Genomic DNA, 25,704 nt, shown 5'->3' with positions numbered 1-25,704 from the left:
GTGGTTCACCTCCCTGTGTTGCTATCATACCAGTTTACCGGAGAGCGTTTCTCGACCTTTTTTGCTGTGCCCGTTTTTCATAGGATTTGCCGGACTGCTCATTTTATGAATGTATCATACGGCATTTGGAAGAAACAGGCAAGCGGTCCGGCTCGCATTTGCCCCCGTTTCGTGGTATTCTTAAAAAAGAAAAGAAAGCTGTCACATGGCGTCCCTTTTGGCGTCTAACCGTACAGGAGGTGTCGAAAAAAATGCAACAAACGGAAAAAGAAATCATTGAAAAAGCCCTGTCCGGCGACCAGAAGGCGCTGGAAAGCATCCTGTCCGGCATACAGGATATGGCGTTCAACCTGTCCCTGCGGATGCTGGGGACAGTGCCGGATGCGGAGGACGCTGCGCAGGAAATTTTGATCAAGGTGATGACGCGGCTGTCCGCCTTCCGCGGAGACAGCAGCCTGTCCACCTGGGCGTTCCGCATCGCGGTCAACCATCTGCGGGATTACCGCAAGCATATGTTTGCCCAGCGCCCGCTGAGCTTTGAGGCGTACGGCGCGGATATCGCGTCCGGACGGGAAAAGGACGTTCCGGATCTGAGCGGCGGGGTGGACGAGGCCCTTTTGGAGCGGGAGCTGAAGCTCTCCTGCACCAATGTGATGCTCCAGTGCCTGGACGCGGAAAGCCGCTGTATCTTCATCCTGGGCACGATGTTCCGGCTGAACAGCCAGGCCGCCGCCGAAATCCTGGAGATCACCCCGGAGGCCTACCGCCAGCGGCTGTCCCGCATCCGCAAGCGGATGGCGGCGTTCCTGGCGGAATACTGCGGATTGAGCGGCACCGGCATGTGCGACTGCCGGAAGCGCATTCATTATGCGATTGCCAGCCATCGCATCCGGCCCGACTGCCTGGAATTTCAGAAGCTGGACGCGTGCGGATACGACGCCATTTGCTCCTTTACGGACGCAATGGAGGAGATTGACGGGCTTTCGCAGATTTTTGCGGATTTCCCCGCCTATCGCTGCCCGGAGGAGGCTGCCGCGCGCATGCGGGAACTGATGGCCTCCAAAAGTTTTGCGGAGGTGCTGCATGAATAAGATATTGACCTACCTGACGGAGCTGGAACAAAACAACAACCGGGACTGGTTCCACGCGCACAAACCGGAGTACCAGGGGGCCTGCCGGGCGTTTGAAGAGCTGCTCCAGGTCCTGATGCTGGAGCTGAAAAAGTTTGACGACTGCATTCCGGTGGTGGAGCCGAAGGAGCTGACCTTTAAGCTGATGCGCGACACCCGGTTCAGCCACGATAAGTCCCCGTACAACCCGGCGTTCCGGGCGCACATCGCGCCCCGCGGCAAGCTGCCGGTTCCGGTCGGGTATTATCTGATGATCAAACCGGGCGGCCGGTCTTTTTTGGGCGGTGGGCTGTTCGCGGACATGTTCAAGGACGCGACCGCCATGGTGCGCGAGTATATCGCCGCCCACGGGGACGAGTGGCAGGAGATCATCACCGCGCCCGCGTTTACCGACCGTTTTACCGTGGGCGGGACCGCACTGAAAAATGTGCCGCGCGGATATGACGCGGCGCATCCGCAGGCGGCCTATTTGAAAAACAAAAGCTGGTATCTGGAGTTTCCCGTTTCGGACGAGCAATGTTTGGCGGCTGATTTCATTCCATTCGCCGCGTCTGTCTTTGAGGCGATGCAGCCGTTCAATGCGTTCCTGAACCGGGCGCTGGAAGGCTTTGAGATGCCAACACGGTCATGAGTGAAAAAGGGGCTTGTAGTATCAGCGATACCTGCTATACTGGAGGTACGGTACCGTAAAAATCAAATCAAAGCGAGGAGATTCTTATGGATGGATTTACAGTTAAGCAGATCGGTGTGATCCGCGCGGGTGCGGCAGGGTTCTATGTGCAATTGGAGCCGGCCTATCGCAAGGCGATGACCGGGTTGGAGGGATTTTCCCACTGCAATATTCTCTGGTGGTTTTCCGGCTGTGACAATGCGGCGGCGCGGGGAAAACGGACGGAGCAAAAGCCCTATACAAACGCACCGGAAACGCTGGGCATCTTTGCCACACGTTCACCGGAGCGGCCAAACCCCATCGCGCTGTCCTGCGTCTGCATCACCGGATTGGATGTGGAGAACGGCAGGCTTGCGCTGGCGTATATCGACGCGGATAACGGGAGCCCCGTGCTGGATATCAAACCGTATACGCCGAGCGTCGACCGGGTGGAAGCCCCCGGCGTGCCGGATTGGTGTGCACACTGGCCGAAAAATGTGGAGAGCAGTGGGGACTTCGATTGGGAACACGAGTTTAACTTCTAAACAGGAAGCTTTGCATAACCATCGACAAAACAGCGGAATAAAAGGGAAAGCGCGCCTGGCGGCCTGTCCGCCGGGGGCGCTTTTTCGTCAGAATGCGGCAAAATCTTTTCACACCACGTTGTTGCTGCGTCGAAAATACGGTATAATAACCTCACGGCGTGACCAAAATCAGAGATTTTGCGCCTGAGAGAACATGGAATCATGCCGGCGAGGAAAATGCTTTCAAACAGCAGGGTGAAATGAACCGCGCGGATTGGCGGGCATGATGGAATATCCTCACGGAGTGACCAAAATCAGAGATTTTGACGCCTGAGAGAACATTGAATCATGCCGGCGGGGAAAATGCTTTCAAACAGCAGGATGAAATGAACCGCGCGGATTGGCGGGCATGATGGAATACCCTCACGGCGTGACGGGAAGCGGAGCTTCCGGCGTCGGGAGTATTGCACCGTTGTGATAAGGACTTTGCCTCTTTACGATATACATAGAAATAAGGTAAGAGATGGCTGGGAGGGAAGAATGCGATGAGCGAATACTGCCGCATCCTCATTGTGGAGGATGAATACCTGACGCGTCAGGGGATCAAGCACCTGATCAACTGGGAGCGGGAGGGCTTCAAAGTGGTGGGAGAGGCGACAAACGGGCAGGAAGGCCTGAAGCTGGTGGAGGAATTTCATCCCCACATCGTGCTGACAGATGTTGTGATGCCCGTGATGGACGGGATCGCCTTCACCAAGGAGCTCTGGGCGCGGTATCCGGACGTCCGTGTGATTGTGCTGAGCGGTTTCAGCGATTTTACCTACGTCAAATCCACGTTCCAGCATGGCGCGGTGGATTACATATTAAAGCCGACGCTGAATCCGCAGGACCTTTTGAATACACTGAAAAAGGCCGCGTCGCAGATTCCCAGTTTCGTACTGTCCAAAGGGGGCGGCGATTCGCTGGAGACGCAGATGAACCAGCTGCTCTCCGGGTTTGGAGTGGAAGAGGCGATGGAAGGGCTTCGCGGCTTTTTTCCCTATCCACGCTTTTTTCTGGTCGGCATGCACGTCCCCTACGCGCTGGGCAATACGGCGAACCTGGCGCAGCAAAATGCGCTTCTGGCCGCCGCCGCGGAGGAGTTTTTGCCCGGCGTGGCTGCGAAAACCGTCGTAGTGGATCAAAAGTTGCTGCTTTTGGTCGTCAACTACACGGCGGAGCCGTACCGCGCGCTGACCGAGCGGGTCAAACGGATGGCTGCTTCGCTTAAATCCAGGACGCCCAAGGCGTTTTATGTATACAGCCGGGAGTTTTCCGGCCTAAACCATTTGAAAGAAATCTATCAGCAGCATTTTGCCGCCTATACCCGCCAGCGGTTTTACGACCGGGAGGCGGCGGTCCTTGCGGCGGAATCGTTTGAAAATACGGGGGATGCGCCGGTGTTCGATGCGGCAAAATTTACCGCCGAGGTGCGCGGCCAGCAGTACCGGGAGGCGGTGGACCGGCTCTGCGACTATGTGCAGGAGGCGCGGAAACGGCGCGCGCCGGGCGAATTTGAGCTGAAATCCCTCTTGCAGGACGCGCTGTACCAGATCCTGTCGGCCTGGGAGGAGCAGGGGCTCGACCCGGAGGGGATCGGCCATCTGAAACGGGACTGCTTCATACGCGTCAGCGAGGCCCGGTACGCGGAGGACCTTACAGTAGCATTTGAGATGATCCGCGCGGACTTTGCGGCGCTCGTCGAGAAATACGCGCTCCGGTCGGAACACCAGACCATGCAGGAAATCCTCGATTATGTGGCGGAGCATTACGCGGAGCCGCTCACGCTCAATGTGCTGGCAAAGAAATTTAATTTTAATTATTCCTATTTGTCCTCCTATTTTGCCCAGCACAACCGAGAGGGCTTCAGCGAATACCTGAACCGCGAGCGCATCCGCCGGGCGGAGGAACTCCTGCGCAAGGAGGACATCCCTGTTTCCGAGGTGTGCGGCATGGTCGGTTATGGGGACCACAGCTATTTCTGCAAGGTGTTTAAAAAGTTCACGGGGAAAACGCCCAGCCAGTTCCGCAAGCAGTACGGTGCGGCGTCGGGAGGCGGTCGGATATGAAAAAGAGCTGGAAGGGCAGGCTGCATGCCAACAGTCTGTTTATTAAAATTGTATCGGTTGTATTGCTGAGCGTCATCTGCGTCGCCGCGCTGACGCTCAGTATTTCTATCCGCGCGTCGGAGAGCGTATACGTGGATACGTTTACGCAGTCCAGCTCCCAGATCATCGGGCAGATTTCAGAGAACATGAGCGGCTTTAACGACGAGGTGGTCAACATCATGGGGGCCATCAAGAACAGCTGGGCGTTCCGCAGCTACCTGACCAGCAGCGACCGGACGTCAGCCTCCGCGTCGTACACACAGTACAGCATGGTTTCCGCGCTGGAAAGCGCGCTGCCGCCCGATTACTATGAAAAAATGAGCATCGTGGTGGTGGGCGTGAACGGGTCCACCTATCTGAGCAGCGACGCGGGCCTAACCATCCCGGTGGAGGAGCTGCTCGACAGCGCGATCACGCAGGAGACGCGCCGCCAGCCCAACCGCATCCTGTACCAGTATACGGACGACGGCTTCACCACGCTGACCCAGGGCGACAGCGCCATTGTGGTCAGCACGGGGCTGAATTATGCGGGCGGGCAGTCGAATTACGGCTATGCATATATTCTGATTCCGCAGGATGTGCTGCAGGGATTTTACAGCAGCTTCAGCAGCGAGGCAAACGACCTGCTGCTGCTGGACAGCGGCGGACGGATCGTCTCGTCCACCCGCAAGCAGATGGTCGGCTTTACAGACAGTGCACTGCTGGAATCCGCGAAGCAGGTGGAGCAGAGCCAGATGAAATACCATACGATTGTCCAGAACGGACGCTCCTCGGCGGTCGTCGCGCAGAAAATCCCCCATTGGAACTGCCACCTGGTGGGCGTGATCGACCGGGACACCATTCTGCGGGAGGCCGGGGACCGGGAATCCATCGTGGTTCTGAGCATGCTGGTGGTGGCCTGTGTGCTGGTCAGCATGTTCTTTGTGGTGCGCAAGACGACGCAGCCCATTCAGTCGCTGGTGCGCGAGATGAAGACGATCACCAAGGGCGATTTCAGCCACCATATCCCGGTGGAGGGAAACTACGAGGTCAAGGAGCTGTCCACGGCGTTCAATTACATGCTGGACGGCCTCAACAGTTATATCGACCAGCTCATGGAGATGGAGCGCGAAAAGCGGCAGGCGGAGATCAGCGCCCTGCAAATGCAGATCAATCCGCACTTCATCTATAACACGCTGACTTCGCTCAAGTGGATGATCTGGCAGGGGGATTCTCAAAAGGCGGTGCAGGCGATCGATGCGTTCAGCCTGCTGCTGCGCAGCACCATCAGCGACAAACAGGAGCGCATCACGGCGGAAGAGGAGATGGGCAATCTCAAAAACTACGTCTTTTTGCAGCATCTGCGCTTTGGCGAGCAGATCAAGGTGGACTTCTCCCTCGCGGAGGACTGCCGGAATTGCCTGATGCCCAAGCTGATCCTTCAGCCGTTTTTGGAAAACGCCTTTTTCCACGCATTCAACGACGCGGACGACGGCAGCATCTTTGTATTTATCCGCCGCCGCGGCGGCACGCTGGTATGCGAGGTGATTGACAACGGCTCCGGTATGATGCTGGAAAAGGTAGGAAGCACGCTGTCGAGCGGGGGCCGCAAGGCGGACCACTTCACCGGAATCGGCATTAAAAATGTGGATGACCGTATCAAGCTGCTGTATGGGGAGGACTACGGCGTCTCCATTTCCAGCGAACCGGGCAAGGGAACGTCCGTTACGGTGACGATTCCGGCCCAGGAATCCAAAAATTGTCCCAACACCTAAAAAAATTACCAGCACCTTTTGACAAAGTCTTAAAAAAAGACAAATACAAGAGAAGAAATTCCTACCACCTTTTGGGGAGGATGCGGTAAAATAGAACAGAAATGAAGAGATTGTTATGCGAAATGATAAGAAAACCCCAAAGCCCAACGGGCTGTTTCCAGGATCCAATTGCAGAATCGGGGGAATGATCGTGAAGCGCCGATCCTTGTGGGCATTTTTGCTCTGTATGACGCTGCTGTTTCTGACGGCGTGCACGCCCAAACCGACGCAGGCTTCTCTGGTTGGAACGGACAACCCGCCGGATACCATCACCATCTGGGCATGGGATGAAAACTTTAATATCAAGGCCGCCAATTTGGCAAAGGCCTATTACGCGAGGACCAATCCGGGCGTTGTGGTCAATGTAGTCAGCATGGCGCAGACAAACATTGTCTCCAAGCTGAACACCGCGTTTTCCGCCTCCAATTATGAGGGGCTGCCGGATATTGTCCTGATTGAAGATTACAGGATTCAGAATTTCCTCAAATCCTTTCCCGGGGAGCTGCGAGACCTTTCCGCAATTGTCAATCCCGATCAGTTTATGGACTATAAGCTGCGGGTGATGACGGACGACGGAAAGGTCTACGGAGTCCCCTTTGACAGCGGCGTGGCCGCCCTGTTCTACCGGCGGGATTACATCCGTCAGGCGGGATACACCGAAGAGGATATGGAAAATCTGACTTGGGATAGATACATTGAAATCGGAAAAGCCGTCAAGGAAAAGACCGGGAAGTGCATGCTGACGCTTGACCCCAGCGATTTGGGACAGATCCGCATTATGATGCAGTCAGCGGGCGCCTGGTACATGAAAGAGGACGGCGAGAGCGTCAACTTTACGGACAACCCGGCACTGAAGGCCGCCATCCAGACCTATGGCAAGATGATCGATTCGGGCATTGCGCTGCAAATCTCCGGCTGGGACCCGTTTGTCAAGGCGTTTCAGGAGGGGGAGGTCGCCAGTGTGCCGTCCGGCTGCTGGGCGATGTCCAGCATTGTGCAGGCGGAGGACCAGAGCGGCAAATGGGCCGTGGCTCCGATCCCGCGCATGGCGGAAGTCCCGGAATCCATCAACGCGTCCAGTATCGGCGGGGGTAGCTGGTATGTAATCGATAAATCTCCCGGCGCGGACCTGGCGGTGGACTTCCTCAGCAAGACCTTTGCCTCCAACGACCGCCTGATGAACGATTTGGTCAAGGATATCAGCCTGGTCAGCACGCTGAAATCCGCGGGCAGTATGGAAAACTACAGCCTGCCCAGCGCGTTTTTCGGCGGGCAGAAAATTTACGAGGACTTTGCCAAATGGACGGAGCAGATTCCGCCCGTCAATTACGGGTTATATACCTACTCAATGGAGGATATCATTGCGGAGAGCCTGCAGTCCATTATGCAGGGCGTCGATATGGACGAAATCCTCAAAAACGCGCAGACGCAGGCGCGCGCCTCTATTGTCAATTCTTAGGCACAAACACCGCGTGTGTGGTGATTGGAGAATAGTTGAAGGAGAAAAGATGTATGAGAAGGAACAAACAGAAAAGTCTGTCCCTGCTGCTCTGTATCTGTCTGCTGATGCAGGTGTTCGCGCCTGTGTCCGCAATGGCGAAAACAGAAGGCAACCCCGGCGATCTGCTGTATTTTGTCAACTGCGCCGCCACGAAGATTGATCAGACGGCGGACGGAGACCAGATGGGCGAATACCAGTCCGTCACCGACCAGGTTTACGGCGAGGACGCATCCACAGGCCATGCCTGGGGCTATGTGGAGAACGCCGACATGGTAAGCGGCGGCAACAAGGACAGCCTGGTCAAGACCGATACCTATTGGTACACCAGCGACAAGATCGAGTTCGACCCGGCGACCAGCGGCTTCCGCTATCATTTCGCCGTGGAGGACGGCTTCTATGAAGTCACCGTCGGCATTAAGATTCCCAACTGGTGGTCGGCCCGCAAGGTCGACATCGATTTGGAGAATGAGCGCGTCGCTTCTCAGGCCAGCGTGCCGGGCGGCAATTCCCCCAACGCGACCTTTACAAAGACCGCGGAAGTCCTTGTGGAGGACGGCGAGCTGAATGTATTCGTACACAATGAGAAGCGGACCAGCGGCAACGATGACCCGATGCTCAGCTACATTCTTGTCAAGCGCGGGCAGTCCTACAACGCCGATACAGTCAAGGCAAAAATCGCGGAAATCCAGGGCAAGCTGACTCAGGATGAGGCGAACGGCGTTGTCTACGCGGAGAAACCGCTGGGCGAGCTGTATGTGGGCGAAGAGAACAAGGAGGACAACCTCCAGGCGATGAATGCTGCGCTTGCGGAAGCGCAGGAGCTTGCGGCGCAGGAGAGTCCAAGCACGCGTGCCGTCAAGGAGATGTGCGAGCGGCTGGATACCATCTATCAAAACCTGCGTTCCATCGAAGTATACGATTCCTTCTCCGGCACCGAAGGCGCCGAATGGAAGGACACCAACGGCAAACCGATCCAGGCGCACGGCGGCCAGGTGCAGAAGATGACCATGCCGGACGGCAGTGAAAAATGGTGGTGGATCGGTGAAGACAAGACGACCGGCAGCCACAGCAACGGCATCAGCACCTATTCCTCCGACGACCTGTTCAACTGGACGTTTGAAGGCTATGCGATGCGCTCCGTGCCGAGCCGCGAGGCGCTTGACACCGACCCGTACTTCACCGCGCTCTACGGCAATCTGACGCCGGAAGAGAAGGATTACGTCTATCTGTGCATCAACAAGACGACTTCGATCATCGAGCGTCCCAAGATGATCCATAATGAGAAGACCGGCAAGTACATCATCTGGTTCCATGCAGACGGCCCGACGGAGGAATCCACCTCCAGCTACGCGGCAGCCGCGGCCGGCATGGCGATCAGCGACACGCCGAACGGACCGTTTACCTTTGTCCGCCGCTCCCGTTTGCACCAGCTGCCGGAAGAGGAGTACTATGAGGACAACGGCCAGCTTGACTGGTATGAGGAGCCGGCAAACCGCGGCTTTGCGCGCGACATGAACCTCTTCATCGACGACGACGGCGTTGCGTACATCATCTATTCCAGCGAAGAAAACCGTACGATGTTCATTTCCCGCCTGAACGACGATTACACGGATTTGGACGTTGCACAGGACCCGGTCGGACTGGCAAAGAACGGCGAGGACTTTGTCCGCCTGTTCCCCGGCGCGCAGCGTGAAGCGCCCGCCCTGTTCAAGTACGACGGCACCTATTATATGATTACCTCCGGCGCAACCGGCTGGAGCCCGAACCCCGCCCGCTATTGGAAGGCCGATGAGATTCTTGGCAAATGGACCGACATGGGCGACCCGTGCGTCGGCGACGTGGACCACAAGACCTTCTGGACCCAGAGCACCAACGTCATTCCGGTCGATCCGGAAAACGGCAAGTTCATTTATATGGGCGACCGCTGGGGCTATGGCAAGGAGCAGGATTTCAGCGCGGCGGCACTGGCGGATTCCCGCTATGTCTGGCTGCCGGTTGAGATTGACGCCACCGGCCATGTCACCCTCAATGACGTCAAAGAATGGGACCTGAGCTATTTTGACAATATCAACAACCTCAAGCTGAAGAGCGAGATGGACGACCTTTACTACGGCGCGGATACCCTGCCGGCGCAGGTGGATGTCAGCGTCCGTGAGGATGGCAAATGGACCGACCACAAGGTCCAGGTCAACTGGGACCTGAGCGCTCTGATTCCGGGCGCGAAGAGCAAAGTGACCGGCACGCTGGAAGGCTTTGACGGCCTGACCCTGACCACGGAAGTCATGGATATCCCGGAAGGCATGCTGTACTACATCGACAGCGGTGCGGCGAAGGGTTCCAATTATTACGACATCATCTCTGAGAAAGCGCCGAACCTGGTCAACACCGAATCATGGGATCAGGCGTATCAGGACGGCAGCTGGGGTTACACCGGCACCGATGCCGACATCGGCAACAAAAATCCGGACAGCCTCGACGCGTACACCAGCGGCTGGTGGGCGAAGGGCGGCAAGAACATCGATTACAAGCTGCCGCTGAAAGCGGGCGAATACCTCCTCTCCCTGGGCTTCCAGGAGTGGTGGAGTGTAAACCGGCCCATGAAGGCGGTCGTCTCCTACACCGGTGCGGACGGGCAGAAGGTGGAAACCACCGTCGGTACGTTTGCCAACTCCGGTGAGAAAGCGTTCCTGTTCCCGTTCACCGTTGCAAACGACGCGGATGTAACCATCAGTGTGCAGCGGCAGAATTCCAACAATCCCGATCCGGTCCTGAGCTGGCTCGCCATTACCGGCGAAGTGAAGGACGAGCCGGAACCGGAGGAGCACAGCCTGACGGTCAGCTTCCCGGCGGCAAAGGCGGAGCTTTCCATTGGAAATCAGGACCTTGGATTTGCAAACCTCATTGGACGTTACCAGGATACCCTGATGAGCGGCGACGAACTGACACTCGACTTTACGCCGAGAAACGGCAGAGAGTTTGCCTCCATTACGGTAAATGAAGAACCCGTTTCCATTAAAGATTCCAACAGCTATTCCTACGGCCTGACCATGCCGAACGCGGATACAGAGCTGAACTTTGCGTTTGTAACCGTCGACAAGAGCGTCCTGCGCACGATCGTTGCCACCGCGGAAGGCCTGAAGGGCGGCGACGAGTACGCCGATGCGGTGCCGTCTGTGCAGAAGCGCTTCGATGCGGCGTTGGAAACAGCGCAGAAGGTCGCGGACAAGATCGACACAACCCAGGAAGAGATCAACAAAGCGTGGTCCGACCTGCTCGACGCCATCCAGCACCTCAGCTTTGCAAAGGGTGACAAGACCGCTCTGAAACAGCTGCTGGAAATGACGGAAGACCTCCAGCAGGGGAACTACTCCGATGCCAGCTGGGCGGCATACCTGGAAGCGCTGGAGAATGCGCAGGGAGTTGTTGCGGACGAGGATGCGCTGAAGAACGACGTGGAAGACGCCTATCAGGCGCTCCGCGATGCGATTCTGGCTCTGGACGAGGGCGCAAACTGGCAGACACTCCGTGCGCTGATCAAGGCGGCCGAAGAGATTGAGGCCAACCTGGACGCGTATCTCGACACAGGCAAGCAGGACTTTATCGACGCGCTGGATGATGCGCGGGAACTGGCCGACGGCGCAACCCAGAAGGAAATCGACAAGGCGGCGGGCGCGCTGACGGATGCAATGGGCAATTTGCTCCTCATTCCCAACAAGGATGCGCTGAGAGAGCAGGTTGAAGAAGCGAGTGCCATCGACCTGAGCAAGTATACAACCGATTCCGCAACGGCTGTTGCAAACGCAGTCACGGCGGCCAATGCGGTTCTGGACGATCCGCAGGCGACCGAAGCGATGGTCAAAGCGGCGGAGAGCACTCTCAGCCAGGCCGTTGAAGGGCTGGTAGAGAAAAACAATGATAACGACAATCACAACAATGGCAATACCGGCGGAAGCAAGGGCGGCTCCTCCAGCAGGACCCCGGTTTCCAATGATACCTACGGTACAGCCGGCATCGCAGCGGTCGGCGCGAGCGTCGCACAGGCGGCCTCCGTCGTATCCGATACCACCGTGGACTTTGTCCTCAGAAGAGGACAGGCATACTGCTTTAAGATGAGTGTCGTCAACGGCAACGGACAGGCTCCGGCCTTTACCGTCGGCAACGGCGGCGTGCTCAAGACGCAGTTTGTCGCACAGATTGGCAGCGATTATTTCTACAGAGTCTGGGCAGTCGGCGCACCGGGCGTGAGCACGGGCGTTTACACCACACTGCCTGGCGCAGCCCCTGTAAAGCACTGTACGGTAACTGTTGGCTGATTGCCGGCACGGAAAATCGCATCTTTTTAAAACCGCAGAAAACGATTTGCGGGATTCGCCGGCGGTACGGCCCGACCGGCGGCCCGCGCTATCAACGGTCCGTTCAGATGGATCAAACCCTTCTTTCCTTCCTAATCTTTATATGTTTATAAGCTACACCGGCGGACGTGTGCAGGCACGTCCGCCCCAATCCCCGGAAAGCTGCCGCAAGGCGGCGACCTCCTCACCGGGGAGCAAGAGATAATGCAGCAGCAACAAAAAGCCGGTCCCCGTTTGCGCGGGGACCGGCTTTTTGCCGTGTGCAAAAAAATGCTGCTTTGCCAAGGCCCCGATCAGGGGCTGTCCTGCGCAAGAAAGTCCTCCACAACATCCCGAAGGTGCAGGGGGGACAGTTCCAGCCGATTGCACTGTTCCGCCAGCCGTTCCACGGAGGATCCGGAGAGCGAGAGGTCCGCAATTTGAAGGACCGGTGCGCCGTCCCGATAGCAGCAGAGACAATAGCTTTCATACGGGGCCGCGTTTTCAGGGTTGAATTGGTGTTTTTCCGTCCGGTACTGTACCATAAAAATGCTCCTTTCGATTATATTTCCTTCATTTATTATGTAGAAACAGAAAAGATAAGTGTCGTTATTATAAAAATATGCAAGGCGATAAGAAAATATGTCATAAATGTGAAAGTAAAACACGCGCTTTATCGCTTTATTCAATTAATGTACTATATTACATACAAAAATATGAAATTTAAGTTATATTTTCGTAAAAGATGCATGCAAAATATGAAATGTGATATTATGATAAAGCTTTCAAAGCAATATTTTTAAATAGGGAGGAAAAGAGAAGTGAAGTTTGCAGCGAAGAAACCACGAACACGGCTGCTTGCAGCATGCCTGGCATTGACGATGCTGACGGGTACGTTCAGCGGAACCGTCTTTGCCATGGATGAGCCGCAGGGCCAGAGTCCCGTGTGGAGCGAAACGGCTCCGCAACTGTACGATTCGCAGGGGGGCCTGCTAACCCCCAAAGGACCGGACAGCAAGCCGGAAGACAAAAAATTTACCCACTACGAGTACACTGGTAAGAACTACACCGATCTGAACGGTGAACAGGTGCGTGCGAGTGACGTTTTTGAGGTCAACCGCGAAGCACCCCACACCACAGCCACCACCGCCTACGATTCGGAGGAGAAGGCGGTCCTTGGCGCAGTCAACTTTGAGAAAGAAAAATCCGATTATGTACAGCTGCTTTCATCCGACGACTGGGAGCTGACCGTCAAGCGCAACGATATGGAGGGCGCAAAGTTCCTGGACGGCAAATTCTATGAGAGCGGCTACGTGCAGGACCCGGCCGACGGCTGGAAAACCGTTAAGGTCCCGCAGAGCTGGACCACCTACGAGGGAGTGGACTGGGATACGCCGCTTTACGGCGACACCGTCATGCCCTGGCAGCTCAAGTACGACGCGAATGTAAAGGTGCCGGAAATTCCGGTCAATTACAGCCCGGTCGGCTTCTACCGCAAGACGTTTACCGTGGACGAATCCCTCTACGGGAACGACAACCGCATTTTTATCAACTTCCAGGGCGTTGAAACCGCATATTATGTGTGGGTCAATGGCAAGGAAGTCGGCTACAGCGAGGACAGCTTCCGTCCGCACGAATTCGATATCACCGAGTATCTGAATCCTGCGGGCGAGGAAAACACGCTGGCTGTGGAGGTCCACAAGTTTGCGGACGCGACCTGGATGGAAAAACAGGATATGATCCGCGACGGCGGCATTTTCCGCGACGTTTATCTGTTTGCGGCTCCGCTGGTACATATCAACGATTACCAGCTGGAAACCGATCTGGACGACAACTTCCAGAACGCCACGCTGAAGCTGAATGCAAACGTCAAGAACTTCAGCGCGCAGGCCGTGGACAACTACGCCGTGGAAGTCAAGCTTTTTGATGCGGAACAGCAGCCGGTTCCGGCAGATATGTTCACGACGAAGACCTTCGACGTGGGCGAGATCGCTTCCGGCGCGCAGTCCAGCAACGACCATGCATGGGCCGTCAACAACCCGCACCTGTGGTCCGCGGAGGATCCGTACCTTTATACGCTGGTGCTGAACCTCTATGACAAGAACACCATGACCTATGTGGAGAGCATTTCCCAGCAGCTCGGCTTCCGGGAGATTTCCTTCACCCGCACGCAGCTCGACGATTCCTACCACAACATTACGGAGGAATACGAGCCGATGACGGTCAACGGCAAGCCGTTCCTGGTAAAGGGCGTCAACCGCTGCGAATCCGACCCGTTCTACGGCAAATATGTGCCGCGCGACGTGGCGGAAGAGGACGTCAAGCTGATGAAGCAGTATAACATCAACTCCGTGCGTACCTCTCACTACGGCGACGACGAGTATTTCTATTACCTCTGCGACAAGTACGGCCTGTATATGATGGCAGAGGCGAACATTGAGGCGCATTCCCTGATCAACCAGATCAACACCATGGCGAATTATTTCACTAAGGTTGCGCTGGAAGACCGGACGGCGACCTCCTTCCACACGCTGAAGAACCAGACGTCCGTGATCATGTGGTCCATCGCCAATGAGACCGGCTACCCGACGCTGGAGGATTCCGGCAGCCGCCCGGCCATGAGCGAGGGCGACTACTTCTTCCCGAAGCTGGTAAAATACTACCGCGACCACGACGCAACCCGCCCGGTCCACAGCGAAGGCATGCGCTACCAGGGCGGCGTCGATATGGACAGCCGCATGTATCCCACGCTCGCCAGAGTGCAGGAAGCGGCGGACGCGGCAACGAAGATGCCGTACATCATCTGCGAGTACGACCATGCGATGGGCAACGGCGTCGGCAACCTGAAGGAATACTGGGACATCATCCGCAGCAAGCCCCATATGCTGGGCGGCTATATCTGGGACTGGGTGGACACTGTCCGCGCCCTGGATATTGAGGACTGCGCGCGCCAGTACAATGTGACGGAGCTCAGCAACCTGGGCGTCACCATGCAGGTGCAGGGCGACGACAAGCAGCAGCCCGCGGACCCGGCACAGGCCGTTGTGGATAAGTCCTTCGGCGGATTCCTCGTATTCCCCAAGGATAAGAACGCGATTTACGACCAGTATCTCTCCGGCGAGAACATCAACTTCACACTGGAAACCGTCGTGAAGCCGCAGGCCGATATTGCGGACAATATCCTGATCGCGAAGGGCGACTATCAGCTCGCGCTCAAGACCTCCTCCGACGGCAAGCAGCTGGAATTCTCCCTCTGTGCAAATACCAACGGCAGCTACAGCTGGCCCGCCATCTTCTGGGACCTCCCGGACAACTGGGCAGACAACTGGCACCAGGTCGCCGCAACCTATGACGGCAAAGTCATGAAGCTCTATGTGGACGGCGAAGAAGTCGGCAGCCACGAGGGCTCCTACCTGGTTCCCAACTGGGAAGGCATCGACGCGCTGGGCGTCGGCTATGACTACAAGAACCCCGAGCACACCCTCAAAGGCCAGATGACGCTGGCGCGCATCTACGGCAGAGCGCTGACGAAGGAAGAGATTGTCGCGCAGCGCAGCGCGAACCCGCCGATCGGCCCGAAGAGCGATGAAGTGCTGGTCTGGGTGGATTATTCCCAGCCGTTTACATCGGACGTGCCCGGCGATTACGATTATTACACCGAAGACTTCGCACACAACCGCTTGTACAACAACGGCGAGATGGCCGGCAAATTCTATGCGTACGGCGGCGACTGGGGCGACTATCCCACCGATTACGACTTCTGCGCGAACGGCCTTGTGTCCGCGGACCGCGACCCGCAGCCGGAGCTGTATGAAGTCAAGTACCAGTACCAGGATTTCTGGATTACGGCCAGCGAAGAGCAGGTCAAAAACCGCCAGTTCTCCTTCTATAACGAGACCAGCTTCACCAATCTGGACGCTTACGACGTCACCTGGAAGCTGATGGAGGACGGTGTGGAAATCCAGAGCGGCAAGCTCAACGAGAGCCTTGCCCCGCGCGAGACGAAGACCTTTACCGTGCCGTACCAGTTTCCGGCGGAACTGAAAACCGGTGCGGAATACTACGTCAACTTTACAATCACCCTCAAAGACGGTACGCTTTGGGCGGATGCAGGACACGAAATTGCGCATGAGCAGTTCCAGATTCCGGCGGACGCACCCGCAGCGGCGCCTGTGATTTCCGATCAGGAAGTCGTCATCGACCAGGACAGCGATGCGGACGTCATCCAAGTCACCGGCGAGGACTTCAGCTTTGAGCTGGACAAAACGACCGGCGCGATGCAGAATTACGTTTACAAGGGCAGCCTGCTGATCGAAAAAGGCCCGGTGCCGGACTTCTGGCGTGCAAGAAACAGCAACGACGTCGGCAGCCTGGACGGCGACTGGCAGAAGGCAAACAAGAATATCACTGTGGCGGAGAACGGCGTCAGCGTTTCCCAGAAGCGCGACGGACGCAAGGTCATCACCACAAACCTGATTCTGAACGACGCGAAGGGCGCGAAAGAAACCGTGGTCTATACCATCGACGGCTCCGGTGTTGTAACCGTTACCCTTTCCCTCGATGCGAGAGGCACCGGACTGGGTTCCATCATGAAGGTGGGCTCCACGATGACACTGCCCGCGGGCTTCAATGACATCCGCTGGTACGGCGACGGCCCGTCCGAATCCTACACGGACCGCAGAAGCTATGCGAAGGTCGGCCTGTATGACTACACCGTTGACGAGAGCTTCTATCCGTTTGTCGATCCGCAGACCTCCGGCAACTACAGCGGCGTCAAGTGGATGGCGCTGACCGGCGCGGAGCAGGAGAACGGCGTTCTGGTCGCTTCCTATGAGGACGTGGAGGCAAGCGCACTGCGCTTCACCATGGACGAGCTGGACGAGGCCCGCCATCCGTTTGAGCTGCCCGATCCGGACGGAAGAACTTATTTCCATGTAGACCTGATCTCCCGCGGCATCGGCAACGCGAGCTGCGGCCCGGACAACCTGCCGCAGTACACCATCCCGAACGACAAGGAGTATTCCTATCAGTATTCCATCATCCCGTTTGCCAAGGGCGCGGACCTGATGGAGCTGAGCAAACCGTGGAGACTGCCGGACAATGAAGAGATCGACCGGCAGGCGGCCAAGGTGGTTGAAGACGCAATCGCGGACATTTATGTCTATTCTTACAACCAGCTTGCAGAGCTGAGAGAGATTGAAAAGCAATATAACGCACTGACCGAGTCCCAGAAGGAACTGGTCGCCAATTACGACGTGCTGGTCAAGGCGCTGGCGGACGTCCGCGCCATGAAGGGCACCGTGACGGTTGTCAAGGACCTGAGCAGCAACCAGATGGACCCGGAAATTCCCACCAGCGGGCAGATCCGTCCGGAAGGAACCTTCGGCACCGTGCTCAAGGGCAATATGCCGGTTCCGAATACAAAGGGCTCCGAGGGCGGCGACCTCTTCAACGAGGTCTTTAAGGGCAAGAACCCCTTCACTGTAGAGGCGTGGTTCAAGCCGCTGGAGTCCAACATGGGCAACAAATACAACGTGATCGTCGGCAAGGGCGACAACTGCTTCGGCCTGCGCGCGACGCTTCAGGGCGATAAGACCTACTATGAGCTGTATATGCAGGCGACAAACGGCAACTGGTACTCCGTGGAGGATACGCTCAGCGACAAGGTTCTCACGGCGAACGAGTGGCACCAGATCGCGGGCATCTACACGGGCGATACCATGAAGATTTACCTGGATGGGGAAGTCATCCTGGAGGACAGAGACAGAAGCACGGGCGGACTGAAGTCCAACGACGTCAACTTCTGGATCGGCTATGACCCGGTCGGCGGATTTGTTGGCAAGAATGAATACGCCATCGTCCGCGTGTACAACCGTGCGCTGACCGGCGAAGAGCTGGCGGGACAGGGCCTGTACGACCAGGGCAAAGCATCCGCACCGGCTGTTGCGCCGAACAATGAGAACGTCATGCTTTGGCTGAACTTTGCAAACCTGGAGCAGAAGGCGGTTTCCAAGACGCTGGCCCTCACGCCGGAAAAAGCGGAGATCCCCGCCGGCGGCAGCAAAACCTTCTCCATTGTCAAAGCGGCGCCTTCCGCTGCGGAAAACGAAGCGGCGAAGGTAGAGGACCTGCAAAAGCTTCTGGCACAGGCGCAGGCGCTCAACGCGGCGGACTTCACCGATTCCAGTGCGGCGATCCTGAGCGCGGCAATCAACGTCGCGACCATCGTTGCGGGCACGCAGGATGTACCGGACAGCGTGGTGCAGGCAGCTTACGACATGCTGGCTGCGGCCATCGAAGGCCTCGTATGGCAGAATGCCTATGAGGTGACCTCCGCGGAGTGGTCTGTCACGGACGAGTGGGGCGACGCCGTGGAAGGTGCATCCGTTGCTCCGGATGCGGAAAACCCGGGCAAGGCGGCCGTTTCGCTGAAGACCAGCGTCCCGGCGGGAACCGAGCTCTATGTGAAGGCTTCCAACGTCAACGGCGACGAGAGCCTGACCGCGGAGAGCGTTGTGACCGTCACAGAGGCGATCCTCGCGGAACACGACCTGCGCGTGGAGTACGGCCCGAAGATTGCGCTGACAGTGGACGGCGTATCCCAAGAGGTGGCTGACAAGACCGGCGTTTACACCCAGGAAGACATTATGGCGGACGATACCGTCAGCCTGACCTTTACCCATATGGACGACGAGAGAGAGTTCGTCAAAGCGACACTGACCGTCAACGGTGTGGAGCAGGAAGCGGCCTTTAAGGACGGCGACCGCACGGTTGCGTACTACGACCTGGCCATGCCGAATGAGGACACGACGGTGGCATTCTCCTATGTTGTGGTCTGGAAGACTCTGCTGCGCGACGCGATTGCAAGCGCGGAAGAGGCCATGGAGACCCAAGCGTATGCGGACATGATCCCGGACGCAAAAGAACAGTTCGACGCGGCGTATGAAGCGGCCGTGGAGATGGAAGCGGATGTGACCGCCCTGCAGGCGGACGTAGACGCCGCGACAATCGCAATGTCGAATGCAATGAACCTCCTGTCCTTTGCCAAGGGCGACAAAACCAAGCTGGAACTGCTCTTCAAGTCCTATGAAGCCTTGAGAGAAGAAGATTTCACCGCGGCAAGCTGGGCGAAGTATGAAGAAGTCCTGGCGGCAGCACAGGAGGTCTACGAGGACGAAAACGCGTTGGTCAAAGAAGTCGACGACGCGGCAGCAGCCCTGACGGCGGCGGTTGAGGCGCTGGAGCGCCCGGCGGATAAAGACGAGCTCGCCGCACAGCTTGCACTGGCGGAAAGCTATGACCTGTCCCTGTATACCCCGGACAGTCAGGTTGGTTTCAAAGACCTGATCGCAGAGGCGAAGGCGCTTCTGGCAAAGGAAGAGCCGGCGCAGAGCGAGCTGAACGCAATGGTTGGCCGTCTGGTCGACGCGATCATGAAGCTGCGGCTGATTCCGGATAAGAGCTATCTGGAAGATATGATCAACGATACCAAGGACATCCAGCCGGACGGCTATACCAAGGAGAGCTATGAAGCGCTCCGCGACGCGTACGACTACGCGCTGGGCGTTTACAATGATCCGAACGCGACCGAAGAGCAGGTGAAAGACGCCGCCGACAAGCTGGCTTTGCGAAAGGCCGGTCTTGAGGCAGAAACACCGTCCGGAAACAACAGTAAGCCTTCCGGCGGCAACTCTTCTGGAAACCGGAGACCGTCCGGCGGCAAGACTGCCGGGACCGGCACAGCGACCGCCGTTACCAATCCGGTTGTTTCCGCGGCACAGGGCGTGATGGGCCAGAAATCCGTCCGCTCCGATACAACGATGAATTTCACCCTGAAGAAAGGCAGCGCCTACTGCTTCAAGATGACGGTTGTCAACGGCAGCAGCGCGGCTCCGAACTTCACCGTGGGCAACGGCAGTGTGCTGAAGACCCAGTTTGTGGCGAAGATCGGCAACGACTACTATTACAGAGTCTGGGCCGTCGGCGCACCGGGCCAGAGCACCGGCGTGTATACCCAAATGCCCAATGAAGGACCGCAGCAGCACTGTATGGTAACCATCGGCTGATTAAGGCATGCTTTAATCAAGGAAAGTGTCAACCAAATGGAACCGGTACGGGTCATTTGACCCGTACCGGTTCTCTTTTTTGGGATGCATATTGCCGTAATGGAATAGAATGGTAGCAGCCCACTCCGTCAGAGAAAAATATTCACCCGGTGAGACGCGTCGCTTTCTGTCATTGTAATTTCCGTAGAGATGAGATATAATAAATTATAACAAAAATACCAAATTCCACCGGGAAGAAGGGGGAATCCATGTGAAAAAAATAGTCGCGTTGGTTGGGGCCAACCTTGCGGCGGCGCTGGCACTGATCTACCTGCTGTCCCCCGGCCTGTTCGACGTATTCAGCCAGCCGCCGGTCTGGATGCTTTTGGGGCTGGTAGTCGGGTTCAGCCTGACGATCGGAGCGCTTTGGCTGGACTATAAGCTGCTGTTTGCCAAACAGGAGATACACCCGGTTGCGCTCAAAACCGATGTACAGAACCGCCCGGAGGAATATACGCAGTTGCTCCGGCAATGCCTGAACAAACCGTTTTTCCGGAAAGATCTGGAGGCGGGCATTGACCAGATCGCGCGGTTTGAAAAAAAGCAGAAAACCATTCAACTGCTGCTGAAAACCGGAAGCAAGATCAACGCGGACAAATGCCTGACCATTTTAACCCGCGTATCCGATGTGTTCTATGAGAACGTGCGCGCGCTTGCGACGCGCGCCATCGTCTTTGATGAGGATGAATACGCGCTGTTCCGCGCCGGGAAGCTGGAGCTTGCAACGGAGCAGGCCCGGCGGCAGAAGGAGGACTTCTATACGTCGGTGGCGCAATACACGGATGAGATTACCAACCAGAACGAGGAGATCATTCTCCGGATCGACCAGCTGAGCCTGGAGCTGACCCGCGCGAATACGGCGAACAAGTGGGATACGGACTCCATCCTGGCAATGCAGCATCTGGATGAATATATCCGCAGTACGGAACTGACACAGAATCTGGAACGAGAGGTAGGGGAGGAAGTATGTTCGAAAATAAGAAGGTAAAGAACGGCGTAATCTTTGGCGCCATTGTGGTGGTGCTTGCCATCGTGGTCACGGTGGGTGTTTCCGTCACCAAGAACCTGGGCAAGACGAACAGCGCCATTTCCGCGGATGAAGCGAAGTCCTCCATTGCGAAAATGCTGGGCCACATCCAGGTGGAGGACCTGCCGCTGCGCTCGGAGGCGCTAAATGTCAATGAGTCCCTCTCCACCGCGGAGGAGCTGCCGGACATCGATACGGTGTACCCCATCGGTGTGCAGGGCAGCGGCCAGATTGATATTGAAGTCTTTACGTCGCCGGAAAAGGGCGGCCCAGGAATGGACCGCTGGCTGCTCGACGTGGCGGAAGCCTTTAACAAGGCGAACCATACCACATCGTCGGGCGCAACGGCGTCCGTAACGGTCCGGTCTGTCGACTCCGGCACGGCAGTTGAGTACATCTCCTCCGGGAAATACGTGCCGGATGCGTTTACGCCCTCCAGTACGCTGTGGGGCGCGATGCTGGAGACCGGCGGCGTCAGCGTGCAGCTAAAATCCGACCGTCTGGCCGGCAATGTGGCCGGGGTCCTGCTGACGGAGGAAATGGAAAGCCATCTGATCGAACAATACGGCAGTGCGGATTTCAGCACCGTTGTGCAGGCAACCGCCGACGGTGAGATGATGATGGGCTACACCAATCCTTATGCCAGTTCCACCGGCCTGAACTTCCTGCTGAATACCCTCTACACCGGCGACCCGGAAAACCCGTTGAGCAGTAAGGCGGTCGGCCAGTTCAACAAATTTCAGGCGAACGTGCCGCTGGTGGCGTTTACTACCATGCAGATGCGCACCGCGGCGGAAAGCAACGTGCTCGATGGGCTGATTCTGGAATACCAGTCCTATATCAACGACAGCACACTGGCGCGCGAATACAAATTTATTCCCTTTGGCGTGCGGCATGACAATCCCATGTACGCGGTGGGGAACCTCTCCGCGGAAAAAGAAGAGGTCCTGGACCAATTCATCGCGGAATGCGGTTCCCAGCAGTCGCAGGAACTGGCAACCAAGTACGGCTTTAACAGCAATGAGGAGTATCAATCGGCACTGCCGCAGCCCGGCGGGCAGACAATCACGCAGGCGCAGTCCATCTGGAAGGAAAACAAGGACGGCGATATGCCAATTGTCGCACTGTTTATCGTGGATATCTCCGGCAGCATGTCCGGCGAGCCGATCAACAACCTGCGCACGGCATTGCTCAATTCCATGCAGTATATCAACGACGACAACTACATCGGCCTGATTTCTTTCAGTTCCGACGTATACCGCGACCTGCCGATTGAGAAATTCAACCTCAAGCAGAAGACCTGCTTCAAGGGCGCGGTCAACAACCTGACGGTCGGCGGGCAGACCGCCATGTACGACGCCCTGACCGTGGGCATGGACATGGTGGAAAAGAAGCTCGACGAGGTGGGCAACGCCAAGCCGATGATCTTTGTCCTGACGGACGGCGAGAGCAATAACGGCTACCGTTACCGCGACGTCGGCGGCATCGTCGCCGGGCTGAAAATCCCCGTCTATACCATCAGCTACAACTACTCCAACGAACAACTGGACGAACTGGCGGCGATCAACGAAGCAGCCAGTATCTCCGGCACCAGCGAGGATATTGTCTACAAGCTGCGCAATCTTTTCAACGCACAGATTTAACACAGGGGAACGGCTGTCTCACAATGCGGGTTTTGCGCAAAAGAATAGCAGGATAAAAGAAGCATGTGTACGTTGCAAAACAGTCCCTGTTTTGATTGTAAAGTAGAGCGAAATGTGTTTTTCCGCTTTTCTAAAAAGCGGCGGTTTCCAAAGGCAGGGGACGTGCAACGTCTTTCGCGGACCTCCGGTCGGACGCGGACTTCCAGTCGGGACGCGCTTCCGGCGAGGAACATTTTTACCTTGCAAATCATGCTTAAAATAGGTCTTTCTACGTTTCTAAAACCGGCGGGAACCATTTTTACCTTGCAGACAATTCTTAAAATATATTCTTCTACGTTTCTAAAAAGCGGCGATGGTCGTTTAGAGCGTCGAGCGAGGCTTTAGCCTCAAGCGAGCGTCCCGACCGGAGGTCAAGAGCGAGTGGGAACGAGTGATATTGCCGTTTATGAGGCAGGGTGCCGTCTCTGGGGCTTTTCCTGCTTCCCCAGCGAAAGCTGGGGAAGCAGACCCGTTGCAAAATAGCTTTTTATGAAAAATCACCCTTGAATCTGGTTGTGAAAATCCATTTTTAAAGATATTTTCTTAATTCGATTTACGATCACAATTTCATTTTGCAACGGGTCTTCGTCAAATGCAGCTGGTTACGAGACACCCCCTCTTTAATACAGGAGGAAAAGAATGAAAAACGAAAAAATTGATTCCGGCCGGGCATTCGACTGGGGAAAAGCTTCCGCCGATTACGCGCGTTACCGGGATATCTATCCGGCGGAATTTTATCAGAAAATCCTGGATTTGGGCCTGTGCACAGAGGGGCAGGCCGTCCTTGACCTGGGAACCGGGACGGGCGTGCTGCCGCGCAACCTGTACCGGTACGGCGCAAAATTTACAGGGACGGACATTGCTCCGGAGCAGATTGAGCAGGCAAAGCGCCTTGCCGCGGAGCAGGATATGGACATTGCGTTTTTTGCCGCACCGGCGGAGGCGGTGGATTTTCCGGACCATACCTTTGACGTTGTGACCGCCTGCCAGTGCTTCTTCTATTTTGACCACGCGGTCCTGTTGCCCAAGCTGGCAAAGATGCTGAAGCCGGGCGGCAGGCTGGCGGTGCTCTATATGGCATGGCTGCCGGAGGAGGACCCCATTGCAGGGGCCAGCGAATCGCTGGTATTGCAGTACAGCCCACAGTGGTCCGGTAAAGGGGAGACCCGCCACCCGATCGCAATCCCGCCCATCGCAGAGAACTGGTTTACCGTGCAGGATTCCGTTGTATATGATCTGCGGGTGCCTTTTACGCGGGAAAGCTGGAACGGACGGATGAAAGCCTGCCGCGGCGTGGGGGCGTCCCTGCCGGAGGAGCAGGTGCGCGCGTTTGAGCGCGAGCATTTGGCGCTGCTGGAAAAAATTGCGCCGGAGCAGTTTGAGGTGCTGCATTATGCCGCGATGACGGTATTACAGGTAAAAGAATCTTAAAAACGCATGCCTGGATTCATTTGGGAAAGACCGGATGCGGCTGTGTGATTATGCACGTTTTGCATAGAAAGTGAATCAGAAAAGGGTGAATCCCCCCGCCGAAGGCGGGGGGATTCGTCGATTTAACCGGCTTTTGTGTATCCTGTCAAAGATGAACCAGCTTCGCCTGGTTCCCTTTTCATGCCCGGGCGGCGCATATTCTTATCACAAGAAAATACGGCGTTTCATATATTGAAACAAAAGAGAAAGGAGATGAACATGATGGCTTCATCTGATGATAGAGTCAGCAGAGGGTTTGCGACAACGCCCCTGCCCAACCCGGGCGAAGGCGGTCCGGTCGCCGGAGGCGGCGGCACCCCGGTCATTCCTCTGCCCAATCCGGGCGAGGGCGGCCCGATTATTCCTGAAAACAATATCCCGGTGATCCCGCTGCCCAACCCGGGCGAAGGGGGCTCCGTAGGAGGCTCCGGAAGCAATCTGCCAATGATCCCTCTGCCCAATCCGGGCGAGGGTGGCCCTGTCTATCCGGGCCGTCCCGGACAAACAATCCCGATCCTGCCGCTTCCCAATCCGCCGTGTTTCTTCTGCAATACGGATTCCCGGTTCGGCAAGGTGCGTTTTTTGAACGCGGCATTCGGCTATCAGCCGTTCCGTGTGTTTATCAACCGCCGTTTTATCGTTAACGGACTGGGCTTTGCCAGCTTGACCCCTTATGGAAGGGTTTCCGACGGGTTCCAGACGGTAACGGTGACCGGTACGAACGGATATGTGTACATTCAGAAATCCATGCCGTTCCGTGCGGGCGATACCGTGACCATCGCGATTATCAATACCGCCAGCGGCCTTGACCTGATGCAGATTTCCGACGAGCCCTGCACCCGTCCGCGGAATATGTCCTGCTTCCGCGCCTGCAATCTGGCGTATTACAGCAACCCGATCGACGTAATTCTGGAGGACGGCCGCGTGGTGTACAGCGATGTGCGCTACAAAGAGGTCACAACCTTCAAGCGTATCCGCCCCGGCGAGTATATGTTCTATCTGGCGGAAACGAATCTGCGCCCCATGCCGCGCTATCAGGATATCGAGACGGTGGGCTCCGGCGTAACGGACTTCGACCTGCCGGAGGCGCTGGTATCCGTCTATGTAGACGTCAAACCGAACAACATGTATACCCTCTTCATCCTCAGCCGTGGGAACACCCCGGATGCGATCCAGACAATGGTGGTCGAAGACAGCTGAGCCGGTTTTTAAAAGAATTTCCGATCCCTCCTTCTTTTCCTTTGGAGCCCGCCGGTTGGCGGGCTCCATTCTTTTACATAATTCATTTATAAATTGTATATGATTTTTTATCTGAAATTCTACGAGATAGTAGATTTTAATTGGT

13 protein-coding genes are annotated in these 25,704 nt (G+C 56.5%); 12 read left to right on the top strand and 1 reads right to left on the bottom strand.

The features are described 5' to 3' along the window. Positions 1–251: 251 nt before the first annotated feature. The 7 genes from BN2106_RS14125 to BN2106_RS14095 all read left to right on the top strand — a co-directional run bounded on the left by BN2106_RS14125 (position 252) and on the right by BN2106_RS14095 (position 12,057). Positions 252–1,091, top strand: coding sequence for an RNA polymerase sigma factor (locus BN2106_RS14125; protein WP_082236521.1), 840 nt, complete (start codon positions 252–254; stop codon positions 1,089–1,091). Beyond that, positions 1,084–1,761: a DUF2461 domain-containing protein gene (locus tag BN2106_RS14120; protein WP_050699200.1), complete on the top strand. Its 678-nt coding sequence runs from the start codon at positions 1,084–1,086 to the stop codon at positions 1,759–1,761. Before BN2106_RS14125 ends, BN2106_RS14120 begins: the two co-directional genes overlap by 8 nt. Before the next feature lie 86 nt (positions 1,762–1,847). Beyond that, the gene (locus BN2106_RS14115; protein WP_050699199.1) at positions 1,848–2,324 is read left to right on the top strand and encodes an SAM-dependent methyltransferase; all 477 of its coding nucleotides are present in this window, start codon (positions 1,848–1,850) and stop codon (positions 2,322–2,324) included. A gap of 524 nt (positions 2,325–2,848) precedes the next feature. Then, complete coding sequence (locus BN2106_RS14110) at positions 2,849–4,411, top strand: response regulator transcription factor (protein WP_050699198.1); 1,563 nt, start codon at positions 2,849–2,851, stop codon at positions 4,409–4,411. After that, positions 4,408–6,204, top strand: coding sequence for a sensor histidine kinase (locus BN2106_RS14105; RefSeq protein ID WP_050699197.1), 1,797 nt, complete (start codon positions 4,408–4,410; stop codon positions 6,202–6,204). The genes BN2106_RS14110 and BN2106_RS14105 overlap by 4 nt, the downstream gene beginning before the upstream one ends. 190 nt (positions 6,205–6,394) lie before the next feature. After that, positions 6,395–7,702 carry an ABC transporter substrate-binding protein gene (locus BN2106_RS14100; RefSeq protein WP_050699486.1) on the top strand — a complete coding sequence of 436 codons (1,308 nt, stop codon included), beginning with the start codon at positions 6,395–6,397 and terminating at the stop codon, positions 7,700–7,702. 53 nt (positions 7,703–7,755) lie between these two features. Then, positions 7,756–12,057 (top strand): family 43 glycosylhydrolase, encoded by a 4,302-nt coding sequence (locus BN2106_RS14095; protein ID WP_050699196.1) that lies wholly within the window; start codon positions 7,756–7,758, stop codon positions 12,055–12,057. Positions 12,058–12,389: 332 nt separating this feature from the next. On the opposite strand, the gene BN2106_RS14090 is transcribed toward BN2106_RS14095, so the two are convergent. Next, positions 12,390–12,620, bottom strand: coding sequence for a DUF6514 family protein (locus BN2106_RS14090; protein WP_050699195.1), 231 nt, complete (start codon positions 12,618–12,620; stop codon positions 12,390–12,392). A gap of 276 nt (positions 12,621–12,896) precedes the next feature. Here BN2106_RS14090 and BN2106_RS14085 point away from each other — a divergent pair, with 276 nt between their 5' ends. From BN2106_RS14085 to BN2106_RS14065, 5 genes are all read left to right on the top strand, one after another. Continuing rightward, positions 12,897–20,141 (top strand): glycoside hydrolase family 2 TIM barrel-domain containing protein, encoded by a 7,245-nt coding sequence (locus BN2106_RS14085; protein ID WP_050699194.1) that lies wholly within the window; start codon positions 12,897–12,899, stop codon positions 20,139–20,141. Between the two features lie 250 nt (positions 20,142–20,391). Then, positions 20,392–21,168: a hypothetical protein gene (locus tag BN2106_RS14080; RefSeq protein ID WP_050699193.1), complete on the top strand. Its 777-nt coding sequence runs from the start codon at positions 20,392–20,394 to the stop codon at positions 21,166–21,168. Continuing rightward, positions 21,147–22,850, top strand: coding sequence for a vWA domain-containing protein (locus BN2106_RS14075; protein ID WP_050699192.1), 1,704 nt, complete (start codon positions 21,147–21,149; stop codon positions 22,848–22,850). The genes BN2106_RS14080 and BN2106_RS14075 overlap by 22 nt, the downstream gene beginning before the upstream one ends. Positions 22,851–23,528: 678 nt before the next feature. Continuing rightward, the gene (locus BN2106_RS14070; RefSeq protein ID WP_050699191.1) at positions 23,529–24,320 is read left to right on the top strand and encodes a class I SAM-dependent methyltransferase; all 792 of its coding nucleotides are present in this window, start codon (positions 23,529–23,531) and stop codon (positions 24,318–24,320) included. Between the two features lie 258 nt (positions 24,321–24,578). Beyond that, entirely contained in the window at positions 24,579–25,559 is a 981-nt protein-coding gene (locus BN2106_RS14065) for a DUF4397 domain-containing protein (RefSeq protein ID WP_242846336.1), read from the top strand. Positions 25,560–25,704 lie beyond the last annotated feature (145 nt).

This window comes from Anaeromassilibacillus senegalensis, from assembly GCF_001261775.1.
GTDB classification, from domain to species: domain Bacteria; phylum Bacillota; class Clostridia; order Oscillospirales; family Acutalibacteraceae; genus Anaeromassilibacillus; species Anaeromassilibacillus senegalensis.
This window is presented reverse-complemented; position numbering and strand designations above follow the sequence as displayed.

Bases quoted from the DNA above. Each gene is read 5' to 3' on its own strand.
- BN2106_RS14090 (WP_050699195.1), bottom strand. From the start codon at position 12,620: ATGGTACAGTACCGGACGGAAAAACACCAATTCAACCCTGAAAACGCG.
- BN2106_RS14115 (WP_050699199.1), top strand. From the start codon at position 1,848: ATGGATGGATTTACAGTTAAGCAGATCGGTGTGATCCGCGCGGGTGCG.
- BN2106_RS14120 (WP_050699200.1), top strand. From the start codon at position 1,084: ATGAATAAGATATTGACCTACCTGACGGAGCTGGAACAAAACAACAAC.
- BN2106_RS14075 (WP_050699192.1), top strand. From the start codon at position 21,147: ATGTTCGAAAATAAGAAGGTAAAGAACGGCGTAATCTTTGGCGCCATT.
- BN2106_RS14070 (WP_050699191.1), top strand. From the start codon at position 23,529: ATGAAAAACGAAAAAATTGATTCCGGCCGGGCATTCGACTGGGGAAAA.
- BN2106_RS14065 (WP_242846336.1), top strand. From the start codon at position 24,579: ATGATGGCTTCATCTGATGATAGAGTCAGCAGAGGGTTTGCGACAACG.
- BN2106_RS14095 (WP_050699196.1), top strand. From the start codon at position 7,756: ATGAGAAGGAACAAACAGAAAAGTCTGTCCCTGCTGCTCTGTATCTGT.
- BN2106_RS14105 (WP_050699197.1), top strand. From the start codon at position 4,408: ATGAAAAAGAGCTGGAAGGGCAGGCTGCATGCCAACAGTCTGTTTATT.
- BN2106_RS14110 (WP_050699198.1), top strand. From the start codon at position 2,849: ATGAGCGAATACTGCCGCATCCTCATTGTGGAGGATGAATACCTGACG.
- BN2106_RS14125 (WP_082236521.1), top strand. From the start codon at position 252: ATGCAACAAACGGAAAAAGAAATCATTGAAAAAGCCCTGTCCGGCGAC.